Raw genomic sequence first — 22,842 nt, forward strand, 5'->3', positions numbered from 1 at the left:
GTGCGGCGTCCGAGCACCAGCGGCGTACACCAGCCAGCGCACCACCCGAAGGAGCGATGACCGCATGAGCAGCACCCCCTATCCCTTCGCCGCCGTCGTCGGCATGGACAGCCTGCGGCTCGCGCTGCTCCTCAACGCGGTCTCCCCCGCGGTCGGCGGCGTCCTCGTACGCGGCGAGAAGGGAACGGCGAAGACCACGACCGTCCGGGCCTTGTCCGCCCTTCTCCCGGAGGTCGGGACCTACACCGGCTGCCGGTTCGCCTGCGACCCCGCCGCCCCGGACCCCGGCTGCCCGGACGGTCCCCATACGGACGACGCCCCGCTCACCCGTCCGGCGAAGATGGCCGAACTCCCCGTCGGCGCCTCGGAGGACCGCCTCGTCGGCTCGCTCGACATCGAGCGCGCCCTCTCGGACGGCGTCAAGGCCTTCGAGCCGGGTCTCCTGGCCGCCGCCCACCGCGGCGTCCTGTACGTCGATGAGGTCAACCTCCTGGGCGACCACCTCATCGACTCCTTGTTGGACGCGGCAGCCACCGGCTCCGCCCACATCGAACGCGAAGGCGTCTCCGTCCGCCACGCCAGCCGCTTCCTCCTCGTCGGCACCATGAACCCCGAGGAGGGCGAGCTCCGCCCCCAACTCCTCGACCGCTTCGGCCTGACCGTCGAGGTCGCCGCCTCCCGCGAGCCCGACGAGCGCGTCGAGGTCGTCCGCCGCCGCCTCGCCTTCGACGAGGACCCGGCCGCGTTCACGGCCAAGTGGGCCGCCGAGGAGGACGCGCTGCGCGAGCGCATCGCCGCCGCGCGCGCCCTGCTGCCGGCGGTACGGCTCGGGGACGGGGCCCTGCGCCGGATCGCCGCGGTCTGCGCCGGTTTCGAGGTGGACGGCATGCGCGCCGACATCGTCACCGCGCGCACGGCGACCGCGCTCGCCGCATGGGACGGACGTACGGACGTCGTCACCGAGGACGTACGGCAGGCGGCCCTGCTGGCCCTCCCCCACCGTCGACGCCGCGCGCCCTTCGACGCCCCGGGCCTGGACGAGGCCAAACTCGACGAGATCCTGAGCCAGTTCGAGGACGAGGACGACGACCCGGAGCCTGAGGGCCCCGAAGACAGCGGCCCCGAAGACAACGGCCCTGACGACAACGGCCCCGACGGAGACGGCGGCGGCGAGCCGCCCCGGGGTCCGGAGCAGGAAGCCGAACTCCCCGCCCAGCGCGAGACCGAGGAACAGCCGGCTCCCGAACCCTCCGAAGGCGCGGACCCCGCCGCCCCGCAGGAGGCCCCGGCCCAAGGGGCCCAAGGGGCCCAGGAAGCACCCCCGGTAGCGGCGGCCGCCCCCTTCCGCACCCGCAAGTTCGACGTCCCCGGCCTCGGCGAGGGCGCGGCCGGCCGCCGTTCCCGCTCCCGTACGCCGCACGGCCGGACGACCGGTTCGCGCCGTCCGCGCGGCGTGCTGTCCCGGCTGCACCTGGCGGCGACCGTGCAGGCCGCGGCCCCGCACCAGCGGGCGCGCGGGCGCACGGGACGCGGCCTCGTCGTCCGCCGGGACGACCTGCGGGAGGCGGTGCGCGAGGGCCGCGAGGGCAACCTCGTCCTGTTCGTCGTGGACGCCTCCGGCTCGATGGCGGCCCGCAAGCGGATGAGCGCCGTCAAGGGCGCGGTGCTCTCCCTCCTCCTCGACGCCTACCAGCGCCGGGACAAGGTCGGGATGATCACCTTCCGGGGTTCCGGCGCGGAGGTCGCGCTGCCGCCCACCTCGTCGGTGGACGCGGGCGCGGCCCGGCTGGAGAAGCTGCCGACCGGCGGCCGCACCCCGCTCGCCGCGGGCCTGCTCCAGGCGCACGAGGTGCTGCGGGTGGAGCGCCTCCGGGACCCCTCGCGCCGTCCGCTGCTGGTCGTGGTGACGGACGGCCGGGCCACCGGCGGTCCCGAGCCGCTGGCCCGCGCGGCGCGCGCGGCGGGCCTGCTGGCCGCCGAGGGCACCGCCTCCATCGTCGTCGACTGCGAGGCCGGGCCCGTACGCCTGGGCCTGGCCACCGAGTTGGGCCACTCCCTCCTCGCCCCCGTCGTCACCCTCGACGAACTGCGCGCGGACAGCGTCTCCGCGCTCGTCCGGACCGTACGCAACAGCAACAACGGCAACACCTCCAGGAGGGCCGCGTAATGCCCAAGGGACAGCCGACCGTCGTCCCCGACGACGGTCTCACCACGCGCCAGCGCCGCAACCGGCCGCTCGTCTTCGTCCACACCGGGATCGGCAAGGGCAAGTCGACGGCGGCCTTCGGGCTGGCCCTGCGGGCCTGGAACCAGGGCTGGCCGGTCGGGGTGTTCCAGTTCGTGAAGTCCGCGAAGTGGAAGGTCGGCGAGGAGCGGGCGCTGAAGGTGCTCGGGGAGACCGGCGAGGGCGGCACGGTCGCCTGGCACAAGATGGGCGAGGGCTGGTCCTGGGTGCAGCGCGACATCTCCTCCAGCGAGGAGGCGGCGCGCGAGGGCTGGGAGCAGGTCAAGCGCGACCTGGCCGCCGAGTCGTACCGGCTGTACGTCCTGGACGAGTTCGCCTACCCGCTGCACTGGGGCTGGATCGACACCGCCGAGGTGATCTCCGTCCTCCGCGACCGCCCCGGCACCCAGCACGTGGTCATCACCGGCCGCAACGCCCCGCAGGAGCTGGTGGACTTCGCGGACCTCGTCACCGACATGTCGAAGGTCAAGCACCCGATGGACACGGGCCAGAAGGGCCAGCGGGGCATCGAGTGGTGAGTACGCACGTCCCCCGTCTGGTCATCGCCGCCCCGGCCTCCGGCAGCGGCAAGACGACCGTGGCGACGGGCCTGATGCGGGCGTTCACGGACGCGGGCCTCGCCGTGTCGCCGCACAAGGTGGGCCCCGACTACATCGACCCCGGCTACCACGCCCTCGCGACCGGCCGCCCCGGCCGCAACCTGGACGCATACCTCTGCGGCCCGGAGCGCATCGCCCCCCTGTTCCTCCATGGCGCGGCGGGAGCGGAACTGGCCCTGATCGAGGGCGTGATGGGCCTCTTCGACGGCGCGAGCGGCATGGGTGAGCTGGCGTCGACGGCCCACGTCGCCAAGCTCCTGCGCGCCCCGGTCGTCCTCGTCGTCGACGCCTCCTCGCAGTCGCGGTCGGTGGCGGCGCTGGTGCACGGCTTCGCGTCCTGGGACCCGGAGGTGCGGGTCGCGGGCGTCATCCTCAACAAGGTCGGCTCGGACCGCCACGAGGCGCTGCTGCGCGAGGCGTTGGGCGGCTCCGGCGTCCCGGTCCTCGGCGCGCTGCGCCGGGCGGCCGACGTCGACACCCCCAGCCGCCACCTGGGCCTGGTGCCGGTCGCGGAGCGCCGCGCGGAGGCGCTGGACGCGGTCGCGGCGCAGGCGGAACGGGTGCGCGCGGGCTGCGACCTGGAGGCCCTGCTGGCCCTGGCCCGCAGCGCGCCCCCGCTCCCGGACACGCCGTGGTCGCCTCCCGTCTCCTCTCCCGCGTCCCACCCGGTGATCGCCGTCGCCGGCGGCCCGGCGTTCACCTTCTCCTACGCCGAACACACCGAACTCCTCGCGGCGGCGGGTGCGGACGTGGTCACCTTCGACCCCCTCCGCGACGAGAAGCTCCCTCCCGGCACCGCCGGCCTGGTCATCGGCGGCGGCTTCCCCGAGGTGTACGCCCCGGAGCTGTCCGCCAACGAGCCGCTGCGCGCCGAGGTCGCCGCCCTGGCCGCCTCCGGCGCCCTGGTGATCGCCGAGTGCGCGGGCCTGCTGTACCTGTCGAGGTCGCTGGACGACCGCCCGATGTGCGGCGTCCTCCCCGCCGAGGCGCGCATGTCCCCCCGCCTGACGCTGGGTTACCGCGAGGCCGTCGCTCTCACGGACTCCCCCCTGGCGGCGGTGGGCACCCGTGTCCGCGGCCACGAATTCCACCGCACGGTGACGGAGCCGGGCGCGGGCCCGACACCGGCCTGGGGCTTCACCCACCCGGAGCGCCGCGTCGAGGGCTTCGCGTCCGACGGCGTCCACGCGTCGTATCTGCACGTCCACTGGGCGGGCGTGCCGGGGGCGGCGGAACGACTGGTCGCGGCGGCGGCGACCGCGCGTGCGTGAGTACGTGGCGGGGGTCGGCGCCCGCCCCGGGGTGACCGCGGCCGAGATCCTGGCCCTCGTCCCCCGGATGATCCCCCCGGACGGCCGCCTCACCGCCCTGGCCACGCTCGACACCCGCGCGACGGAACCCGGCCTGCTCGCGGCGGCCTCGTCCCTGGGCGTACCGCTACTGTCGTACGCCGCCCCCGAGTTGGCGTCGGTCCCCGTCCCGTCCCCGTCGCCGAGGGTCCGCGCGGCGACCGGCACGGCGAGCGTGGCGGAGGCGGCGGCGGTGCGCGGAGCGGGAGTCGGAGCGGTGCTGGTGGTCCCGAAGGCGGTGGGCGAGGGCGGCCGGGTGACGTGCGCGGTGGCGGCGCGGGCTCGGCGGCGCGGGTAGGCCCGAGGGCCGGCGCCGGGCCGCTCGCTCACCAGCGGACGGCCGTGAAGTCCACGGGCCGGGGCCGCAGCAGTCGCGTACGTTCCGCCAGCGCCCGCAGCCGCGCCGCCATTTCGCCGGCCGGCAGGCGGCGCCGGCCCCCGTGGCCCGGCAGGACCCACTCGAACCGCAGGCGTCCGGCCGCGTCGGCGAGGGAACGCGCCAACTCCTCCACGGAATACCAGGTCACGCTCTCCGCGATCTCCAGGTCATCGGTCGTGCGCGACCAGTAGAAGCTGTCGCCGCTGAAGCAGTAGCGGTCGTCGGCGAGGTAGAGCACGCTGCCCCGGGTGTGCCCGGGCAGGGGGTGGGCCGCGACCCCCTCGCCGATCCCGACGGGGTCGAGGCCGCGGATCACCCGGTCCGCGTCCGGTGCGGCGTCGAGGTCGCCCTCGTGGATCCATAGGCGGGCGCCGAAGTGGTCGGCGTAGCGACGGCCGTGGGCGGCGTGGTCGCGGTGGGTGAGCAGGACGTCGGTGACGGGGCCCGGCGCCGCGTACCGCTCGGCCAGTTCGCGGCTCCAGCGCGGGGTGTCGATCATCATGCGCGTGCCGGACGGCCGCAGGAGGAGGTAGGAGTTGGCCGCGGCGGTGTGCGTCGAGTTGTGGCCGCAGATCAATACATCGCCGCCGTCGTCGTCCAGGGCCATGGGGAACGGGTCGAGCGCCCGGCTCACCGCCTGCCCGGACGCGGGGTGGATCGCGCGGGTGGCGCAGGCGAAGGCGGCGGCGTGCAGCTGCCGGGTCTCCGCTTCGTCGCGCGGCATCCGCAGGAGCTCCGACTTCCCGTCGACTTCGCCGATCAGTCCCGGCGCGAACTGCCGGGCGGCGTCGCAGTTGGTGCAGCGGTCGTCCACGTACCAGCCGTCCACGGCGGGTTCCTTCCGGGAGAACGGCCCGGGGCAGGGCCTCTGTTTCAGGTGCTTCAGGTGCTTCAGGTGCTTCAGGGATATCCCGCGTCCGGAAGAAATCGGTAGGCCGTGACGGTCTGGTGTTTCGGGGCGTGCAGCGTTCTCCCGTCGGGGCTAAAGGGGTAAATGGGGTGAATCAGTCCTGTGGTGGAGTGCCGGGCCGGGGCCCCTCGCCACGGAAGAGGCGGCGAAAGGGCGGGACCGGGGCAACACCCCCCTCTCCAACCGGTAACGTCTCCCTTCTCACACACAGCGCACCCGGAAAGCACCTATGCCGCAGCACATATCCCCCGAGCCCGACCTCCGCCACCACGGGGACGCGGAAGTGCGCGGCATGGGCGCGGAGTTGACCGATCTCGCGGTCAACGTCCGCGCGGGCACGCCGCCCCGGTGGCTCCGCGAGCGCCTCGCCGCGTCGATGGACACCCTCGCGGCCTATCCGGACGGCCGGGCCGCCCGCCGCGCGGTCGCGCTGCGGCACGGGCTGCCGGAGGAGCGGGTACTGCTGACGGCTGGCGCGGCGGAGGCGTTCGTGCTGCTGGCGCGGACGATCGAGGCGAAGCGATGCGTCGTCGTGCACCCGCAGTTCACCGAGCCGGAGGCGGCCCTGCGGGACGCGGGGCACGAGGTCGAGCGCGTCCTGCTCAGGGCGGAGGACGGCTTCCGGCTGGACCCGCGGGCCGTGCCGGGGGACGCGGATCTCGTCGTCATCGGCAATCCGACCAACCCCACCTCCGTCCTGCACCCGGCGACGTCCCTGGCCCGCCTCGCCCGGCCGGGGCGCACGCTCGTGGTGGACGAGGCGTTCATGGACGCGGTCCCGGGCGAGGGCGAGTCCCTCGCCTCCCGTACGGACCTGCCGGGCCTGGTCGTCCTGCGCAGCCTCACCAAGACCTGGGGTCTGGCGGGGCTGCGCGTGGGGTACGTCCTGGCGTCGCCGGGGCGGATATCCCGGCTGGAGCGGGCGCAGCCGCTGTGGCCGGTGTCGTCGCCCGCGCTCGTCGCCGCGGAGGCGTGCAGCGCGCCCCCGGCGCTCGCCGAGGCCGGGCACGCGGCGCACCGGATCGCCGCCGACCGGGCGCACCTGGAGTACCGGCTGGCCAAGTTCCCGTCGGTGACGGTGTGTTCCCCGGCGTCCGGCCCGTTCGTGCTGATCCGGCTGCCGGGCGCGACCGCCGTGCGGAGTCGGCTGCGCGGGCTGGGCTTCGCGGTCCGCCGGGGCGACACGTTCCCGGGCCTGGGCCCGGACTACCTGCGGCTGGCGGTCCGGGACCGCGCGACGACGGACCGCTTCGCCGAGGCCCTGGAGCAGGCGCTGGGGGGATGACGGGACGGCGTTCTCAGCCGATCACCCTCCCCCGCAGGATCACCCGCTCCGGCGCCGCCAGCACCCGTACGTCCTCCCTCGGATCCGCCCCGTAGACGACGAGGTCCGCGGGCGCGCCCTCCTCCAGCCCCGGCCGGCCCAGCCACTCCCGGGCGCCCCACGACGCGGCGCCGAGCGCGGTCGTCGCGGGCAGCCCGGCTCTGACCAGTTCGGCGACCTCCTGGGCCACCAGTCCGTGGGCGAGCGAACCGCCCGCGTCCGTCCCGACGTAGACCGGGATCCCGGCGTCGTGCGCGGCGCCCACCGTCGCGTAGCGGCGCTCGTGCAGCCGTCGCATGTGGTCCGCCCAGCGCGGGAACTTCTTCTCGCCGCCCTCCGCGAGCCGGGGGAACGTCGCGATGTTGACGAGCGTCGGCACGATCGCGACCCCGCGCTCGGCGAACAGCGGAATCGTCTCCTCGGTGAGTCCGGTCGCGTGCTCGACGCAGTCGATGCCCGCCTCGGCCAGCGGCGCCAGCGACTCCTCCGCGAAGCAGTGCGCGGTCACCCGGGCCCCGAGCCGGTGCGCCTCGGCGATGGCCGCCTCGACCGCGCCGCGCGGCCAGCAGGCGGACAGGTCGCCCGTCTCGCGGTCGATCCAGTCGCCGACGAGCTTGACCCAGCCGTCGCCCCGCAGCGCCTCCTGCCGTACGTACGCGACCAGGTCCTCGGGCTCGATCTCATGGCCGTAGTTGCGGATGTAACGCTTCGTCCGGGCGATGTGGCGGCCCGCCCGGATGATGCGCGGCAGGTCCTCGCGGTCGTCGATCCACCGGGTGTCCGAGGGGGAGCCCGCGTCGCGCAACAGCAGGGCGCCCGCCTCCCGTTCGGTCAGGGCCTGTTTCTCGCTGGTGGCCGCGTCGACCGGGCCGTGGGCGTCGAGGCCCACATGGCAGTGGGCGTCCACCAGGCCGGGCAGCGCCCAGCCCTCGACCGTGGTGACGTCCCGCGCGCCTGCCGGGCGGTCGAAGGTGATCCGCCCGCCGACCACCCACATCTCGTCGCGCACCCCGCCGTCGGGGTCCGGGCCGGTCAGCACCCGTCCCTTGATGTGCAGCACCGTGCCGTCGTCCACCGTGCCCTTGCCGCCGCCGTCGTGCGTCAATGTCCTCTCCCGTCCATCGCTTCCCGTCCTCAACGCGCTCACCGCAACCTCACTTGCGGCCCACGACCATGGACTCCGCGCCGGCCAGGCGCCTCGCCCGGCTCTCGCGGAATCCGGCCTCCCTCAGCCAGCCCCGGCAGTCGGCGGTGGTGCAGTCGAAGCCGCCGGTGGTTTCGATGAGCATGTTGAGGCTGCTGAGCAGCCCGGTGAGATTCTCCCTCCGATCGTCGTCGATGAAGCTCTCGTGGACGACGACGAGTCCGCCCTCGGGCAGCGCCTCGTACGCCTTGCGCAGCAGCATCCGCTTGGTGTCCAGGTCCCAGTCGTGCAGCACATGCCCGAAGAGCAGGACGTCGGCGCGGGGCAACGGGTCGGTGAAGAAGTCCCCGGCGGTGAAGGAGAGCCGCTCCGCGGGGCCGCGGAGCTCCCGGCCGCGCTCGAAGTTGCCGCGCACGACCTCCAGGTCGAAGCCGGTGCCCCGCAGGTGCGGGTGGCGGTGCAGGAGGTGGCTGAGCAACGCGCCCTCGGCGCAGCCGATGTCGGCGACGGTGCGGTGGGCGGCCCAGTCCACGGCCCCGGCGAGGGCGTCCGCCGAGCGCATGGTGAGGCCGGTCATGGCCTGCTGGAAACAGGCGAGGCGCTCGGGGTCCTTGTAGAGGGCGGAGAACAGGTCGCCGCCGTCCTTGATCTCGTTCTGCGGCTTCCCGGTGCGCAGTCCGTCGGCGAGGCTGCCCCAGAAGCCGTACAGCCGGTTGTCGTACAGCTCCAGCGCGCCACCCAGATAGGTGGTCTTGTTCCGGTCCAGATAGCGGCCGGTGGCAGGGGTGTTGGCGTAGCGGCCGTCGGGACCGGCCTCGCGCTCCAGCAGGCCGAGCGCGACGAGGGTGTCGAGGAAGTCCCGGACGGAGCGCGGGTGGAGGCCGAGCCTCAGGCGCAATTCCTCACCGGTCAGAGGCCCTCGGGCCAGCTCCGTGAAGAGCCCGAAGCGGGTGGCGGCGAACAGGACCTGGGAGGCCTGGAAGCCGAGGGCGATGCGCAATATGGAGTCGAGGGCGGCGGCGGTGTCGCTCCGGGTGCTGCACAGGTCGTTCATCGGGACCCTCCTCGCGCGCGGAAGAGCGGGTGTGTCGTTGAAGGCGGGTGTGTATCTGAGGGCGGGTGTGTATCTGAAGGCGGGTGTGTCTTGGGGGGCGGGCTTCTGGTCGGAAGTGGCGTGCGGTCGGAAGCGGTTGTGCCGTTGAAAGTGGAGCATGCCGCCGGACCCGTCCAGCCCCGTCCACCGGGCTCCATCAGCCCCTCCGCTCCGGCCTGTTGACAAACCGGCCGCCTCTCCCTCCTCCCGGGGGCCGACGGAGTCGCTCCCGTCTCTGCCGTGAGCACGAGGGACGGATCGATCCGGCGCAGGAGAGGTTCCGGCCCTGCGGACGACGTGCTCCGCGGCACAGCGGAAGAACATGGCTGTATGCCGCACAAGATGACATCGGCGACACCGTGCCGGCACGGGCGGTGTCACCGTCGGGGGAATGACACACAGGCGGGCTTCCGGGAGCGCGCACGCACACCGCGCGCGGGCCGCCGGGACGACGAGCGCGCCGGGCGGGCTCCCGTCCAGGGCGGGCGCCGCCGCGGCGACGACAACCACGCGGGCCGTCACCGCGGTCGCGTGTCCGCACCGCGTACGTCCGTATCCGCACCGCGTACGTCCGTATCCGCACCGAGTACGTCCGTGTCCGCACCGCGTACTTCCGGAGCGCACCGGCCACGCACGTCCGGACCGCACCAGCCGCGTACTTCCTGAACACACCACCGGATCAACCCCGTACGACCTGAGAACCGGCCGCCTCCGCCGCACGGCGGAGGCGGTCCGCCGTCCGGGCCGATCCGCCCGGCGGCTGCTCCGGCCACACTGGCCCTCATGACCAGCATCGCCCACCGCGGGCCCGTCACCTACCCTGTCCCGGTGATCATCGAAGCGACTTGCGGCCCTTCCTCGGGCGGCGCGCACGCCCGCACCGCGCCGTGACCCCGGGCGCCCTCTTCCGCCCGCACGCCGTACTGGGCCTCCGCGCACGGTTGCGCTGGGTGCACCTGCTGCTCGGCGGTGCGCTGCTCATGCCGTACTTCCTGCTGGCGGGCGTCCTCCTGCCGCTCGCCACGGGCGGGATGGCCCCCCTCTTCGCCTCGCCCGCCACCCAGTTCCTGACGCTCGCCGCGGCCCTCCCCCTCGCCGCCCTCTCGGCGCTGCTCTTCCCGCTGATGCGGCCGCTGGAGACCGCCATGGCGCAGGCGCTGTGCGGCCTGGGGGACGCCGAGCTCGCCACCGGCCCCGCCCGGACCTGGGCCGAACGGGCCCGTCCGGCGCTGTACTTCACCCTGCACGTGGCGGCGGGCGGCATCGTCAGCGGCATGTCGCTGGCGGCCCCGCCGACCGCGGCGTACCTGGTCGCCGTGCCCTTCCTGGACCCGGACGCCGCGGGCCGCCTCCCCTGGTTCCGGGCCTTCGACGGGCCGTGGGCCGCGGTGCCGACCTCCCTGGCCGGGCTGGCCCTGCTCGCCCTGCCGGTCGTCACCTCCTGGGCCGCAGGCGCAGCCCTGGCGCGCTGCGCGCCCGTGCTCCTCGGCCCTTCCCCGGCCGACCGGCTCCGGGCCGCCGAGGAGCGGGCCCGCGCCCTCGCCGTGCGCAACCGGCTCGCCCGCGAGCTGCACGACTCCGTCGGGCACGCGCTGAGCGCGGTACTGCTCCAGGCCGGGGCCGCCCGCAAGGTCCTCGACGCCGACCCCGGCTTCGCCCGGGAGGCGCTCGCCGCGATCGAGGAGACCACCCGCACGGCGGTCGGCGAACTCGACACCGTGCTCGGCCTGTTGCGCGAGGACGGGCCGGCCTCCGCCGCGCCCGCCCCCGCGCTCGACCGGCTCGGCTCCCTGCTGGACCGCACCCGCGCGACGGGCGTCGCCGTCACCCTGACCGCGCCGCCGGACCTCGGCGCGGTCCCGCCGGTCGTCTCCCGCGAGGCGTACCGGATCGTGCAGGAAGGTCTCACCAACGCCCTGCGGCACGCCGGGCCCGTCCCCGTCGCGCTGCGGATCGCCGCCGACGACACGACCCTGGAGGTCACCGTGGAGAACCCCGTGGCAGCCCGTCCCGGCCCGCCCCGGGAGGGCGGCGGCCGCGGCCTGACCGGCATCGCCGAGCGGGCCCGGCTGCTGCGCGGCAGCAGCGACTGCGGCGAACGCGACGGCGTGTGGCGGCTGTCCGTGCGCCTGCCGATCGGGGGCGCCGTCCGATGACCGCCGTCACCGCTCCCCTGCGGCTCGTCGTCGCCGACGACGAGCGGATGGTGCGCACCGCGCTCTGCGCCATCCTCGGCGCCGAGCCCGGCCTGGAGGTCGTCGGCCAGGCCGCGACCGGCGCCGAGGCGCTCTCCGTCACCCGTGAACTCCGCCCCGACGTGGTGCTGATGGATGTGCGGATGCCCGAGGTGGACGGCATCCGCGCCACCGAGCAGATCCTCGCGGCCATGGACGAGCCGCCGCGCGTCCTGGTCGTCACCACCTTCGAGAACGACTCCTACGTCTACGAGGCGCTGCGCGCGGGCGCGTCCGGATTCCTCCTCAAAAGGGCGGGAGCGGACGAACTCGTCCAGGCCGTACGGCTGGTGGCCCGCAGCGACTCGCTGCTCTTCCCGGCGGCCGTCCGCTCGCTGGCCGCCGCGTACGCCGGCGACCGCGCCACCGAGGACGCCGCGCGCCGGCTGCGCGAGCGGCTGTCCGAGCGCGAGGCGGAGGTGCTGCGGCTGATGGCGACGGGCCTGTCGAACGCGGAGATCGCCGAGCGGCTGTTCCTGGGCGCGGCGACGGTCAAGACGTATGTGGCCGGGGTGCTGTCCAAGCTGGGCGTGCGGGACCGTACGCAGGCGGTGGTGGCGGCGTACGAGACGGGCTTCGTCTCGCCCCGGTGAACACATCCGGGCACACCGAACGCGCCGGGCACACTGGAACCGCGCGGCCCCCTCGTGCGTTGTGCCGATCATGACCGCTATGACCCCTGGCTCGAACATCCCGCTCTCCGTCACCCGCGTGACGGTGGACGTCACCGCCCCGGTGCGGCTCGACGTCTCGGGCCTGCTGCTCACCGCCGACGGCAAGGTGCGCTCGGACGACGACTTCGTCTTCTACAACCAGCCGGCCGGCCCCGGCGTGACCCACCGGGCCGGGTCCGCCGGCACGCCCGACGCGATCACGGTGGACACCGCCGCCGTCCCCGCCGGGATCGAGAAGATCGTTGTCACGGCGAGCCTGGACGCCCCGGGCACCACCTTCGCGGGCACCGAGCCGACCGCGACCGTCCGCGACACGGACACGGGCGCCCCGCTGGCCACCTTCACCCCGCCCCGGCTCGCGACGGAGACGGCGCTGGTCGTCGTCGAGGTCTACCGCCGCAACGGCGCGTGGAAGGTCCGGGCGGTGGGCCAGGGGTACGCGAACGGACTGGCGGGCATCGCGACGGACTTCGGCGTGAGCGTGGAGGAGCCGGCGCAGCCCGCTCCCGCGGCCTCCCCGGCTCCCGTCCCGCCGACCGCGCCCGTCGCGCCCCCCGCCCCGGCAGCCCCTGTGGCCCCGCCCGCCCCGTCCTTCGGCGCCTCGTTCCCGCCGCCGGCTCCTCCGGCCCCGCCGGTGGCGCCTGCCGTGCCCGCGCCGGACGGGCTCGCCCCGACGGCCCCCGGTGTCGCCCCCACCGCTCCGGGCGCCGCGCCGAGCGGACCCGCGCCCGGCAGGATCAGCCTGGACAAGGGCCGCGTCAGTCTCCGGAAGAACGAGACCGTCTCCCTGGTCAAGGGCGGCAGGCCGCTGATGCAGTCGGTCCGCATGGGCCTGGGCTGGGAGCCCGCCTACGGCAGCCGCGCCATCGACCTCGACGCGTCCGTCATCGCCTACGGCCCCCAGCGCAACCTCATCGACGCCTGCTACTTCGGCAAGCTGATGATCCTGGGCGGCGCGGTCCAGCACTCCGGCGACAACCTCACGGGCGCGGGCTCCGGCGACGACGAGACCATCACCGTCCACCTGGGCGGCCTCCCGCCCGAGGTCACGGGCCTGGTCTTCACCGTGAGCTCCTTCAACGGCCAGAAGTTCACCCAGGTCGCCAAGGCGTACTGCCGCCTCATGGACGCGCAGACCGGCGAGGAACTGGTCCGCTTCGACCTCACCGACGCGGAGCCCAAGACGGGCGTCCTGATGTGCAAGTTCGTCCGCCAGTTCTCGGGCGAGTGGGAGATGACCGCCATCGGCGAGTATGTGAAGTCCCGCACGGTCCGCGACCTGGTCAAGCCCGCGGCCGCGGCCCTGTGACGGAACTCCTGCGGCCGGATCGGCGTCTTGGGGTGGGGAGTAGCCTGTGCTCCTCACCTGCCCACAACGCAGGGCGTTTTGTTTGGAGAGCGCGTTGAACTGTTTCTTTGACCCCTCGCACGGCCCCGGTTCGCAGAACGTCATGTGGACGCCGCAGTGGGGCGTCCCCCGGAGCGTCATGAGCTGCGTCGCGTGCGCCCAGCGGTGGGCGGCCACGCAGCAGCAGGCGGCGGGGTACGCACAGCAGGGGTATGCCCAGCAGGGCTACGCGCCCGCCCCTCAGCAGGGCTACGCCCCCCAGCAGGGGTACGCACCGCAGCAGGGCTACCCCCAGCAGCAGGGGTACCCGCAGCAGCCGCAGCGTTCGGGCCCCGGCTGGGGCGGCGTCGCGGCCGCCGGCGCCGCGGGCCTCATCGGTGGCGCGCTGATCAACGAGGCGCTGGACGACGACGAGCCGCAGCAGGTCGTCAACATCACCGAGGTGCACAACGAGTACGTCGACTCGGACGGCGACGGCGACTGGTTCTGACGGACCGTCGGCGACGGGCGGCGGGGCTCACCGGGCCCCGCCGCCCGTCGCTGTCGATGCCGATGCCGATGTCGCCGCCAGCCGGGCCAGCCTCCGGTACGAGTCCGACAGCGCCTCCCGGTCGTAGGAGTTGGTGGTGACGAGCAGCTCGTCCGCCCCCGTCCGCTCCACCAGTGCGGCCAGTTCCGCCGCGACGTCGTCCTCCGTACCGTGGACATGCCCGCGCAGCGCCGCCTCGAAGTGCTCGCGCTCGCGGTCCGTCATCGTCATGGCCTCGACGTCCTCGGCGGGGACAAGCGGCGGGAAGACCCCGCGCGTTCGCGAGTACGCCATGGCCCACGCCTCGGGGACGAGCAGCCGGGCCGCCTCCTGTGCCGTCGCGGCGACGGCGACGTTCCCCGCGAGGACGACGTACGGCTCCGGGCGCGACGCCGAGGCCCGGAAGCCCTTCCGGTAGCGCTCGACCGCGGCGACCGTCGCGTCCGTCCCGTGCAGCCCGCCGATCACCAGCGCCGCGCCCGCCCCGGCCGCGATGTCCGCGCCGGCGTCGTTGGCCAGCACGAAGACGGGCACCCGCAGCCCCTCCGCCGGCCGGGCGTGCACCTGCGGGTACGCGGACGCCCCGCCCGCGAACCACTCGCCCAGCTCGGCGAGTTGCCCGGCGAAGTCCTCCACCGCGTCCTTGCCCGTGCCCAGCGCCCGCCGGATCCCGTCCGTGAACCCCACGGACCGCCCCAGCCCCATGTCGATCCGCCCGGGGAACAGCGACTCCAGCACCCCGAACTGCTCGGCGACGACCATCGTCCGGTGGTTGGGCAGCATCACCCCGCCCGTGCCGACCCGGATCCGCGACGTCGCCCCGGCGACGGCCGCTGCCAGCACGGTCGGCGCGGACCCGGCGACCCCGGGCACGCCGTGGTGCTCCGACACCCAGAACCGGTGGTAGCCGAGCGCCTCCGCCTCCCGCGCGAACGCGACGGTGTCGCGCAGCGCCTCGCCGGGATCGTGCCCCCGGCGGGTGCGGGACCGGTCGAGGACGGAGAGCGGGACGGTTATGGCAGCACTCACGCCCCTGGAAACACCTGCCGCGGGCCCGTCATTCCGTCGCTACGGAAACGGCGGTACCCCCCTGCGCCCGGGGGCACCGCCGCGTCGTTCCCGCCCGCCCGGACCGCTCAGATGGCGATCTGGAACTTGCCCCTGGCCTCCTGCGACTTGTACTTCTCGTTGCCGCCGTAGAGGGCCGTGAAGCCGCTGCTGCCCGCCGACACCCAGATCTGCGGGTCGGAGATGTTGGCCCCGGAGTCGAGCACCGCGTCACCCTGGTCGTTCGTCGTCGCGCTGCCGAACTCCTGGCGCGTGCTGGTGACGACGAAGGTGATCCGCTCACCCGCGATGCCCTGGCCGTTGAGGTCGGTGAGCGTCGCCCGCATCTGGGCCTGCGCCATGCCGATGATGCCGGCGCGCACGGTGGACGCGGTCAGGTGCACGTTCTCCTTGTGCACGACCTCCACACCGCCGGTGTGCGGCTGCTGCCACGGCTGCTGCGTCTGCTGCTGCCACGGGGGCAGCGTCTGCTGCTGAACCGGCTGCGGCCACGTCTGCTGCTGGGCCTGCGCCTGCTGCCACTGCTGGAACGCCTGCCATTGCTGGAACTGCTGCCACTGTTCCGGGGTCGGCTGGGTCATGTGAAGTGCTCCTCTCGGCGTGCGCTGCGAGGTGCGTTTCCGTTCCGTTGCATCGGTGTTGCCTTGCGAACGTACGCCGCGCCCGGACCGCGGACATCCGGGCATTTCCGGCCGCCGGAATATCAACAGCGGAAACGAGCCCCGGAACCCTCCCCACCGCTGATCCGCCGGTTCGGCACCCCGCACCCGGAACTCCGGCCCCATCACCCCCCTCCCCCTTCCACGACCATGGCCCGATGCGGCCCCATAACCGTTTCTCCTCAACGGCCCCCGGCAGTACCGCATTCGGAATTGGCCGAGGGGCCGGTCACCCACCCGCATGACGTAAAATCCGGTCTTCCGAACCCGTTAAAGACCGGTTCCCTTCAAGGACACGCTGTTGACACCGCACTCTCTGGCGTTCTACGCGGACGTCATCACCACGGGGAAGCTCCTCTGTCTGGAACCGTCGGCCACTCCTGACGAGGTGACCGCCGTTCTGGGCACCGACTGCGCCGAGAACTCCCTCGACACCACGACGATGTGGCGCGACTACGGAATGGTGGAATTCCACTGGCTCCGTTCCGCCCCCGGACACCCGTGGGAGGGCCACCACTTCACCCTGCACGTGCACCGCCTCTCGTACTGGGGCGGCTCATCGGTCAACAAGACCCTCCGGGACCGCTACGGCCGCTTCGCCCGCCGTACGGATTTCACCAAGCTCCGCAGAATTCTGGAACGCCGGGGCGTACCCCTGATACAGGTCCCGCAACCCGCCGATGGCATCGACGAGTTCCGCCAGCCCGCTTCAGGCGTCTCCGTCATGTCCGAACGGGGCCCTAGACAGGCGAGCGACCTGTACACGATCCACTCCCCCATGGCGTGAGCGACCGACGATGACCTCACCGCCCCGCTTCCGCGACCCCGGCTGGTCCCGGGACCACTTCATCGACACGGTCCTCGTCCGCTGCCCGAGGTGCTCGGGACCGGCCCGCGTCGCCCCCGCGTCCCTGCCTCCCGGCATCACACACCCGTCCCCGCACGCCCGGCGAACCCTTACCTGCCTCGCCTGCGGCCTCTCCCGGTACACCAAGGACTCCACCCTGCGATTCCACTGGAGTTCGCCCACGGACCCCTGCTTCCAGGCCCCGCTGTGGTTCCAGGCCGAGACCCGTCACGGCCTGCTCTGGGCATACAACCGGGAACACCTGGAACTGATCCGGCGCTTCGTGGCGTCCACCCTGCGGGAACGGGATCCCTGGTACGAGCCGGGGCGGAAGATGACGCTGCTCGCCCGGCTGCCGGCCTGGGTGAAGCGGTCCAGGAACCGCACCGAAGTGCTGCGCGCGATCGAACGGCTGCAACGCCTGCCGATCGACCCAACGCCCATGTGACGGCGCTCACTTGAGCTTGATCAAGACGCCTGATCCGGCTAGGTTTTCCTGACTATCGGCCACATGTTCGAAAAAGGCCGATTTGGCGTGATGTCAGGTACCTGACATCACCTCCGAAGGAGAACACCCATGAGCAGCACCCGTCCCCAGCCGAAGGGCCTCCGCGGCACGTCCCGCGCGGTCGTCGCCGTCTCCCTGGCCGCCGCGATCGGCGCCTCCACCGCCGGCATCTCCCAGGCGAGCACCTCGGCCCACTCGGCGGACGGCAAGCCCCCGTTCGCCCTGGGCGCGCTCCCGTCCCACTCGTCGGAGCGCGGCGCCGTGTCGAACGGCTCCCTCGAGTCGCAGCTGGAGGCCCTGTCCCCCTACACCAAGGCCGGCGCCACCAAGTCGAAGAAGGCCGGGCTCCCCGCCAGCGTCGACCTGAGCAGGTTCGCGGCCACCCCCGGTTACCAGGGCAACGTCAACTCCTGCGTCGCATGGGCCATCGACTACTCGGCCTACAGCATCCTCGAAGGCGTCCAGAAGATATCCGGCGGCCCGCAGGCCCCCATGTACACCTACGCCCAGATCGTCAAGGGCAAGAACGACCCCACGGCGGCGCGGGACCACTTCCGGATCGCCACCAAGCAGGGCGTCGACTCCCGGAAGCACTACAAGCCGGGCGACTTCGACTACAAGACCCAGCCGTCCAAGGCCGAGAGGCGCAACGCGACGCACTGGAAGCTCTCCGGCGCCGCCTCGCTGCGCACCGGCAGCCGTATCCAGAACGACGTGAAGTCCTCGCTGTCCAAGGGCCTTCCGGTCGTCATCATGATCCCGGTGCGGGACGACTTCTACTACCTCACCCCGAAGCAGGCCGCCTCGTACAAGTACTACCCGGCGCGCAACGCCGGTTACGCGGGCTACCACATGATCACGATCGTCGGCTACAACAGCAAGGGCGTCCGGGTCGAGAACTCCTGGGGCAAGAACTGGGGCGACCGCGGTTTCGTGAACTTCTCCTGGAAGTACCTCCAGAACCAGGTGGTCGAGGCCGACGCCGTCGGCAAGATCGTCAAGCGGTAACACCGTCCGCCCTGCGCACCGGACTTGGCCAGCCTCACGGTCGGCCGGGTCCGGTGCGCATCGCGACGCCTCCGGAACACCACCTACTGCCGGATCCATCCCTTGGCGGCCGCTCCGGCGATACCGCGGTAAAAAGCATCCGCCATCTTGCGGTAGCCGCCATCGTTGGGATGCAGGTCGTCACGGAGGTCGGTGGCGGTGACGCGGCTCATGTCGACGTACTCGACCCGGAATTCCTTGTCCTGGTATTCCGCGACCACCTGTGGCACGGCCCTGTTGAACCTCTCGATTCTTTCCTGGGTTCCGGGATCCGCGGAGGGGACTAGGGACGAGACCAGCACGGTCACGCCGGGAGCGGCCACCACGATCTCATCGATCAGCTCGGCGAGCCGTTCGGGCGCCCGGCTCGCTCGGTAGTCGTCGTGCATGTCATTGGTGCCGATATGGAGCAGCACCACATTGGGCCTGGCCGCCGCCAGCCATCCGGCGGTGCGGCCGGTCAGACCACCGATCTTCCAGCCGTAATGCCCCTCGTGCTCACGAACCGGCGCCTCACCGCTCCTCTGCGAGCCGACAAAACGCACCTCCTCGCTGTGCGAGGTCAACCGGTCCAGCAAATCGGCACGGTAGCCGGATCCAGTGGAGCTTCCGGTACCGAAAGTTATCGAATCGCCCAGGGGCATCACCGTCAGCCGTGGAACGGTCCATCCGCTCTGCGAGGAGTGCCGCACATCCGCGATCACCGCACTGAGAGATGGCGCACCGATGCCGATGAGCATCCCTGTCGCCAGGATCGCGGTCCACAGATGTCTCGGGCGGGGCACTGGGCCGCCGTGGGCGAAGTGCGAACGGAACCAGGCCGCAAGACTTTTGCACGACCGTGCTGTCATGTTGCTCAACCGAGACGGGATCAAGATTTACTGCTCTCTATCGGACATGCGTGTGAAGGCGATTGAGATGCGCCGGCGATGCTCATCGCTCGCATCCGTCACGCATCTGCCGTCCCAGCGTTGATGACGGCGGCGAGCAACGGCGGTCCGTACTCACACCCATTGACTGTCCGCTCGATAAAACAAGGTTCCCGTGGTCTGCATCACAGGCGATAGGCTTGCTCGCAGCAGCTCGGGCCCACTGCCGCATGCCGGCAACGCCAGTACCCCGACCACGATGCCGCTCCCGGAGGCCGGGAGAAGAGCGAAAGATGGGTACGGGCGGTACTTGTCAGTGCGGAGTCACTCAACCGGCGCAGAAACGCGCAACGGCCTTGCCGGACAGCAGACGCACGCCCGGCTTCTCCACGTACTCGTGCAGAAGCACCGCACCGAAGAGCGAGATGGACGCGACGAGACCCACGTGCAGCGTCAGGGGAACGGTCACCTGATGCATTCGGAAGAAGTGCCGCACGCTGAAGATCACGATCTCGTGGACGAGGTAGAAGGCGAAGGAGATCTCACCCAGGTACACCATGTAGGGATTCCTGAACGGAGACGGCTCGCTCCGCATGTCGGCACGTGCTGCAGCAGCAATGGTGATGACGAAGGGGACGATGGTGCAACCGGCCCAGTGGAAGTCGTACGGCATCACGTGAACCACGCCGAATACCGTTGCGGTGCAGAGCGCAAGACTGGCGACGAGCCCAGGGCCGCGCCAGAAGCCACCTTTGACCAGGAAAGCCAGGGATATGCCGATGACGAACTCGGCCAGACGAACAGGAGGAAGGACGTACAGCAGATACTTCGCGTCCCAACCGGTTGCTCGCGCGATGTCGGGTATCCAGAACGGGTACAGGGCGACGCATAGGCTGCCCACGGCCACTACAGCCCACAGGCCCTTGGCCGTCAGCCTCCGTACGACCGGGATAACAAACGGAAACGCAAAATAGAAAAGAAACTCACAACTCAACGACCAGGACACACCGTTGTATCCGAACCACCAGTCGTTCCGGTTCGGGATCCACGCCTGGATCAGCCCGAGGTTGCCCGCGGCGACGGCGGGATCGAGCGCCTTGCCCATCCAGATCATGGTGAGCGCGGCCAGACAGAAGGTGACGAGGTGACTGGGGTAGATCCGGATGAAGCGGCGCCACCAGAACCGGGTCACGGTGTCCCCGGGTCGCGCCGACCATGCCAGGACGAAGCCGGAAAGGATGAAGAAGAAGGAGACGGCGGACGGGCCGGCGTAGGTCAGTTCCTTCAGACGGTAGACGTGGCGGGCCGTCCCCGACACCACCTGTTCATAGGCGAAGTGGTAGCAGAACACGAGGAACGCGGCGCACCAGCGCAGACCCGTCAGTGAATCCAGACGCACACAGACGGACGGGGAACGGGGAGCGGACGAAGGCTCCACGGCAGACTCGGCCGACGGCGCCGAAGGCAGCGGACTCACCGGGCTCCGCCCTCATCGGCATATATGACACAAGCCCGCGTATGGGCAACAAGCATGTCGTTTCCTTTGATTGTTCCGACGGCCGCACACGGTCACGCCCCGGCATTCGAGTCGAGTGCCAGGTCGGCGTAGAGCCGGGCGAGGAGCCTGGATTTCAGGACGTCGAACTCGTCCTGCGACAACTTCCCGGACTCCAGGAGCTGCGCCAGGGACTCGAGGCCGGTGATGACTTCCAGCAGACCGGATCCGCGGATTGCCGCGGTCGCTGCCACGTGCCGGGCTGCGAGAGCCTTCTCGACTGCCTTTCTTATTTCCCGGAACGCAGGTTGTTGCCGGTGGGAGAAGAGCAGGGCGTTCTCGTCACCTGCCGCATCCCACACCTGCCGGCCGAACAGCGAGCGCTTTTCGGTCGCGCCGGTCAGGGCGAACTGGATGAACCCGGGGCCGAAACGCCCCGCCGACTTCCAGCGGACGGACCCCAGCTGGAGGACGGGGATTCGCTTCTCACCCATGCCGCATGTTGCCCGGTGGAACACATTGTTATGGACCAGAGTGAGGAAGAACCCGTCGAAGCCGACCATCCCTCCTTTTCCTTCAGCCCACACAGCGCACCCTCAGAACCGCCCGCTCTCTCGTCCACGCCATAGAAAGTTCCAAAGCCCCCGTAGAGAAAGTCACGCAGCGCATTACAGTGCGCTCCGGAGCGCATCGAGCGTTGCCAGCGGACAACACCGGCCTCTCGGTTGACATGCCACGGCAGGGTCGGACATCGGCGCGGCGAGAAGTCCCCCTGTTCCCCCTGGACAACAACCCATTCCTTCACGATTCAAACATGGAAGCAACTGATAAGCCGCGGTGACGCCAAGTCGGCAGCGGCAACATACCACCGCTCCGGACGCCATGAGCAAGGAGTGCGGACTCCACCAAAAGCCCTAGGCTTCACTGCCCCGAAGGTTCTTTAACAGGGGGCAATCTCTACTTGAAAAACGCCCGGACAGATATCACTCCGCCCCGGCAGCGGAAGGCACGGAGTAGTGGAGGCCGCCGTGCGCACCCGACTTGATCGGGCACAGAATGTCGGGTCCACGAGGATGCCCGCTCCCTAGTGTGATGCGCCAGAAATCAGAGGCGTAAGTGGCTAGGGAGTCTTGGTGTCGGGCGGGGCGATCTTCGCGAGGTAGTCCGCGAGCGAGTTGAGGATCTCGTCGGCGGTCTTGGTCCAGGTGAAGGGCCGTGGGTTCTCGTTCCACGTCTCGATCCATGCCCTGATGTCGTCTTCCAGGGCCTTCACAGAGCGGTGGACACCGCGGCGGATGAGTTTGTCGGTCAGCAGGCCGAACCACCGCTCCACTTGGTTGAGCCAGGAGGAACCGGTGGGGGTGAAGTGCACGTGGAAGCGGGGATGCCGGCCCAGCCACGTCCTGATCTCGGGGGTGTTGTGGGTGGCGTAGTTGTCGCATACCAGGTGCACATCGAGTTCGCGCGGCACTGCCTTGTCGATCGTGACCAGGAACTTCTTGAACTCGATGGCCCGGTGACGGCGGTGGAGTTCCGATATGACGGTGCCGTCGGCGATGTTGAAGGCGGCGAACAGGCTGGTGATGCCGTGCCGGAAGTAGTCGTGGGTACGCCGCTCGGGCATCCCCGGCATCATCGGCAGGACCGGCTGGGAACGGTCCAGAGCCTGGATCTGGCTCTTCTCGTCCACGCACAGCACTACCGCCTTCTCGGGCGGGTGGTGGTACAGGCCGACGACGTCGACGACCTTGGCGACGAACTGCGGGTCGGTGGAGAGCTTGAAGGTGTCCTGCAAGTGTGGCTTGAGATCGAACCGCTTCCAGATCCGCCCGACCGTCGACTTCGACAGGCCCGAGTGCTTCGCCATGGAGGCCCGCGACCAGTGCGTGTCCCGGCCGGGCGTGGACTCCAGCGTCGCCACGAGGACGTCCTCGACCTGGTCCAGCAGGATCGACGGCGGACGGCCCACGCGCGGCTCGTCCGCCAGTCCGTCCAGACGGCGGGCGATGAAGCGGGACCGCCAGCGGTTCACCGTCGCATGGGCAATGCCCAGCTCGGCGGCGACCTGCTTGTTCGTCCCGCCTTCCGCGCACCGCAGCACGATCTTCGCGCGCAGAGCGAGGTACTGCGCGGTCTTCGCCCGCCTCGCCCAGCGCGTCAGCTGGACATGCTCCTCGTCGGTCAGGACCAGTCCCGCCTTGCGCCGGCCCGGCCGCGGCGCGTCCGTCAGAGCATCCATCCGCCGCTCAGCGAACCGTGTTCGCCACTTGCGGACCGTGTCCGCCGTCACGCCGAGCTTCGCCGCCACACGCACGGTCGGCAGCCCCTCGGCGCAGGCCAGGACAATCCGCGCCCGTTCCGCCAGACGCGCCCCTGCCGCCCCGTCGGCCCACCGCGTCAGCTCCGTGAACTCCTCAGCGGACAACACAATTTCAACAGCACGAGGCCCTGGTGACATGAGAAAACCCTAGCCACTTACGCCTCTGATTTCTGGCGCATCACACTAGCGTGGTGACTGCAA

General features: G+C 71.5%; 21 protein-coding genes. 12 read left to right on the forward strand and 9 right to left on the reverse strand.

Going from position 1 to position 22,842, the window contains the following annotated elements; translation table 11 throughout:
* The first annotated feature begins 64 nt into the window (after window positions 1–64).
* Genes AB8735_RS10075 through AB8735_RS10090 form a run of 4 tightly spaced genes read left to right on the forward strand, consistent with a single transcriptional unit; the run spans window position 65 to window position 4,491 of the window.
* On the forward strand, window positions 65–2,167 hold the full coding sequence (locus AB8735_RS10075) for a putative cobaltochelatase (RefSeq protein ID WP_372406730.1): 2,103 nt from the start codon (window positions 65–67) through the stop codon (window positions 2,165–2,167).
* Window positions 2,167–2,763, forward strand: a complete 597-nt coding sequence (cobO, locus tag AB8735_RS10080) for a cob(I)yrinic acid a,c-diamide adenosyltransferase (protein WP_344028282.1) — start codon at window positions 2,167–2,169, stop codon at window positions 2,761–2,763. Before AB8735_RS10075 ends, cobO begins: the two co-directional genes overlap by 1 nt.
* Window positions 2,757–4,115 carry a cobyrinate a,c-diamide synthase gene (locus AB8735_RS10085; RefSeq protein WP_372406731.1) on the forward strand — a complete coding sequence of 453 codons (1,359 nt, stop codon included), beginning with the start codon at window positions 2,757–2,759 and terminating at the stop codon, window positions 4,113–4,115. Before cobO ends, AB8735_RS10085 begins: the two co-directional genes overlap by 7 nt.
* Window positions 4,108–4,491, forward strand: coding sequence for a cobalamin biosynthesis protein (locus AB8735_RS10090; RefSeq protein WP_344028287.1), 384 nt, complete (start codon window positions 4,108–4,110; stop codon window positions 4,489–4,491). Before AB8735_RS10085 ends, AB8735_RS10090 begins: the two co-directional genes overlap by 8 nt.
* A 28-nt stretch (window positions 4,492–4,519) precedes the next feature.
* Here AB8735_RS10090 and AB8735_RS10095 read toward each other — a convergent pair whose 3' ends face one another.
* Window positions 4,520–5,401 (reverse strand): MBL fold metallo-hydrolase, encoded by an 882-nt coding sequence (locus tag AB8735_RS10095; RefSeq protein ID WP_372406734.1) that lies wholly within the window; start codon window positions 5,399–5,401, stop codon window positions 4,520–4,522.
* Between the two features lie 310 nt (window positions 5,402–5,711).
* Between AB8735_RS10095 and cobC the strand changes: the two genes are divergently transcribed.
* Complete coding sequence (gene cobC / locus AB8735_RS10100; protein WP_372406736.1) at window positions 5,712–6,767, forward strand: Rv2231c family pyridoxal phosphate-dependent protein CobC; 1,056 nt, start codon at window positions 5,712–5,714, stop codon at window positions 6,765–6,767.
* Between the two features lie 13 nt (window positions 6,768–6,780).
* Here the strand turns inward: cobC and AB8735_RS10105 are convergent, their stop codons facing one another.
* Both AB8735_RS10105 and AB8735_RS10110 read right to left on the reverse strand, forming a co-directional pair.
* Window positions 6,781–7,866 (reverse strand): amidohydrolase family protein, encoded by a 1,086-nt coding sequence (locus tag AB8735_RS10105; protein WP_372411812.1) that lies wholly within the window; start codon window positions 7,864–7,866, stop codon window positions 6,781–6,783.
* Between the two features lie 94 nt (window positions 7,867–7,960).
* A complete protein-coding gene (locus tag AB8735_RS10110) occupies window positions 7,961–9,004 on the reverse strand; it encodes a methyltransferase (RefSeq protein ID WP_372406737.1) in 1,044 nt (347 codons plus the stop codon).
* 926 nt (window positions 9,005–9,930) lie between these two features.
* Here AB8735_RS10110 and AB8735_RS10115 point away from each other — a divergent pair.
* From AB8735_RS10115 to AB8735_RS10130, 4 genes are all read left to right on the forward strand, one after another.
* Window positions 9,931–11,199, forward strand: a complete 1,269-nt coding sequence (locus AB8735_RS10115; RefSeq protein WP_372406738.1) for a sensor histidine kinase — start codon at window positions 9,931–9,933, stop codon at window positions 11,197–11,199.
* A complete protein-coding gene (locus AB8735_RS10120; protein WP_344028300.1) occupies window positions 11,196–11,870 on the forward strand; it encodes a response regulator transcription factor in 675 nt (224 codons plus the stop codon). The genes AB8735_RS10115 and AB8735_RS10120 overlap by 4 nt, the downstream gene beginning before the upstream one ends.
* Window positions 11,871–11,949: 79 nt before the next feature.
* Window positions 11,950–13,260, forward strand: a complete 1,311-nt coding sequence (locus AB8735_RS10125) for a TerD family protein (protein ID WP_372406740.1) — start codon at window positions 11,950–11,952, stop codon at window positions 13,258–13,260.
* Window positions 13,261–13,354: 94 nt separating this feature from the next.
* Window positions 13,355–13,789: a hypothetical protein gene (locus AB8735_RS10130; protein WP_344028306.1), complete on the forward strand. Its 435-nt coding sequence runs from the start codon at window positions 13,355–13,357 to the stop codon at window positions 13,787–13,789.
* 27 nt (window positions 13,790–13,816) lie between these two features.
* Here the strand turns inward: AB8735_RS10130 and AB8735_RS10135 are convergent, their stop codons facing one another.
* Together AB8735_RS10135 and AB8735_RS10140 are read right to left on the reverse strand one after the other, a co-directional pair.
* A complete protein-coding gene (locus tag AB8735_RS10135; RefSeq protein WP_372406742.1) occupies window positions 13,817–14,857 on the reverse strand; it encodes an MsnO8 family LLM class oxidoreductase in 1,041 nt (346 codons plus the stop codon).
* Between the two features lie 107 nt (window positions 14,858–14,964).
* Window positions 14,965–15,477, reverse strand: a complete 513-nt coding sequence (locus AB8735_RS10140; protein WP_344028311.1) for a hypothetical protein — start codon at window positions 15,475–15,477, stop codon at window positions 14,965–14,967.
* Between the two features lie 379 nt (window positions 15,478–15,856).
* Here AB8735_RS10140 and AB8735_RS10145 point away from each other — a divergent pair, with 379 nt between their 5' ends.
* From AB8735_RS10145 to AB8735_RS10155, 3 genes are all read left to right on the forward strand, one after another.
* On the forward strand, window positions 15,857–16,342 hold the full coding sequence (locus tag AB8735_RS10145) for a hypothetical protein (RefSeq protein ID WP_372406744.1): 486 nt from the start codon (window positions 15,857–15,859) through the stop codon (window positions 16,340–16,342).
* Window positions 16,343–16,352: 10 nt separating this feature from the next.
* Window positions 16,353–16,850, forward strand: coding sequence for a hypothetical protein (locus AB8735_RS10150; RefSeq protein ID WP_372406746.1), 498 nt, complete (start codon window positions 16,353–16,355; stop codon window positions 16,848–16,850).
* A 129-nt stretch (window positions 16,851–16,979) separates the two neighbouring features.
* Window positions 16,980–17,918 carry a C1 family peptidase gene (locus AB8735_RS10155; protein ID WP_344028319.1) on the forward strand — a complete coding sequence of 313 codons (939 nt, stop codon included), beginning with the start codon at window positions 16,980–16,982 and terminating at the stop codon, window positions 17,916–17,918.
* Window positions 17,919–18,001: 83 nt separating this feature from the next.
* Here the strand turns inward: AB8735_RS10155 and AB8735_RS10160 are convergent, their stop codons facing one another.
* From AB8735_RS10160 to AB8735_RS10175, 4 genes are all read right to left on the reverse strand, one after another.
* Window positions 18,002–18,697, reverse strand: coding sequence for an SGNH/GDSL hydrolase family protein (locus AB8735_RS10160; protein WP_372406749.1), 696 nt, complete (start codon window positions 18,695–18,697; stop codon window positions 18,002–18,004).
* 457 nt (window positions 18,698–19,154) lie between these two features.
* The gene (locus AB8735_RS10165) at window positions 19,155–20,225 is read right to left on the reverse strand and encodes an acyltransferase family protein (protein WP_372406752.1); all 1,071 of its coding nucleotides are present in this window, start codon (window positions 20,223–20,225) and stop codon (window positions 19,155–19,157) included.
* 170 nt (window positions 20,226–20,395) lie between these two features.
* Window positions 20,396–20,884 carry a DUF4429 domain-containing protein gene (locus AB8735_RS10170; protein ID WP_372406754.1) on the reverse strand — a complete coding sequence of 163 codons (489 nt, stop codon included), beginning with the start codon at window positions 20,882–20,884 and terminating at the stop codon, window positions 20,396–20,398.
* A gap of 557 nt (window positions 20,885–21,441) precedes the next feature.
* A complete protein-coding gene (locus AB8735_RS10175) occupies window positions 21,442–22,779 on the reverse strand; it encodes an IS630 family transposase (protein WP_372406756.1) in 1,338 nt (445 codons plus the stop codon).
* Window positions 22,780–22,842 lie beyond the last annotated feature (63 nt).

The sequence above is a fragment of the Streptomyces luteireticuli genome, from assembly GCF_041519305.1.
GTDB lineage: Bacteria > Actinomycetota > Actinomycetes > Streptomycetales > Streptomycetaceae > Streptomyces > Streptomyces luteireticuli.

What these genes read in the sequence shown, in the direction of transcription:
- AB8735_RS10175 (WP_372406756.1), bottom strand. Translation starts at nt 22,779, where the DNA reads ATGTCACCAGGGCCTCGTGCTGTTGAAATTGTGTTGTCCGCTGAGGAG.
- AB8735_RS10110 (WP_372406737.1), bottom strand. Translation starts at nt 9,004, where the DNA reads ATGAACGACCTGTGCAGCACCCGGAGCGACACCGCCGCCGCCCTCGAC.
- AB8735_RS10155 (WP_344028319.1), top strand. Translation starts at nt 16,980, where the DNA reads ATGAGCAGCACCCGTCCCCAGCCGAAGGGCCTCCGCGGCACGTCCCGC.
- cobC (WP_372406736.1), top strand. Translation starts at nt 5,712, where the DNA reads ATGCCGCAGCACATATCCCCCGAGCCCGACCTCCGCCACCACGGGGAC.
- AB8735_RS10140 (WP_344028311.1), bottom strand. Translation starts at nt 15,477, where the DNA reads ATGACCCAGCCGACCCCGGAACAGTGGCAGCAGTTCCAGCAATGGCAG.
- AB8735_RS10125 (WP_372406740.1), top strand. Translation starts at nt 11,950, where the DNA reads ATGACCCCTGGCTCGAACATCCCGCTCTCCGTCACCCGCGTGACGGTG.
- cobO (WP_344028282.1), top strand. Translation starts at nt 2,167, where the DNA reads ATGCCCAAGGGACAGCCGACCGTCGTCCCCGACGACGGTCTCACCACG.
- AB8735_RS10075 (WP_372406730.1), top strand. Translation starts at nt 65, where the DNA reads ATGAGCAGCACCCCCTATCCCTTCGCCGCCGTCGTCGGCATGGACAGC.
- AB8735_RS10150 (WP_372406746.1), top strand. Translation starts at nt 16,353, where the DNA reads ATGACCTCACCGCCCCGCTTCCGCGACCCCGGCTGGTCCCGGGACCAC.
- AB8735_RS10160 (WP_372406749.1), bottom strand. Translation starts at nt 18,697, where the DNA reads ATGCTCATCGGCATCGGTGCGCCATCTCTCAGTGCGGTGATCGCGGAT.
- AB8735_RS10170 (WP_372406754.1), bottom strand. Translation starts at nt 20,884, where the DNA reads ATGGTCGGCTTCGACGGGTTCTTCCTCACTCTGGTCCATAACAATGTG.
- AB8735_RS10120 (WP_344028300.1), top strand. Translation starts at nt 11,196, where the DNA reads ATGACCGCCGTCACCGCTCCCCTGCGGCTCGTCGTCGCCGACGACGAG.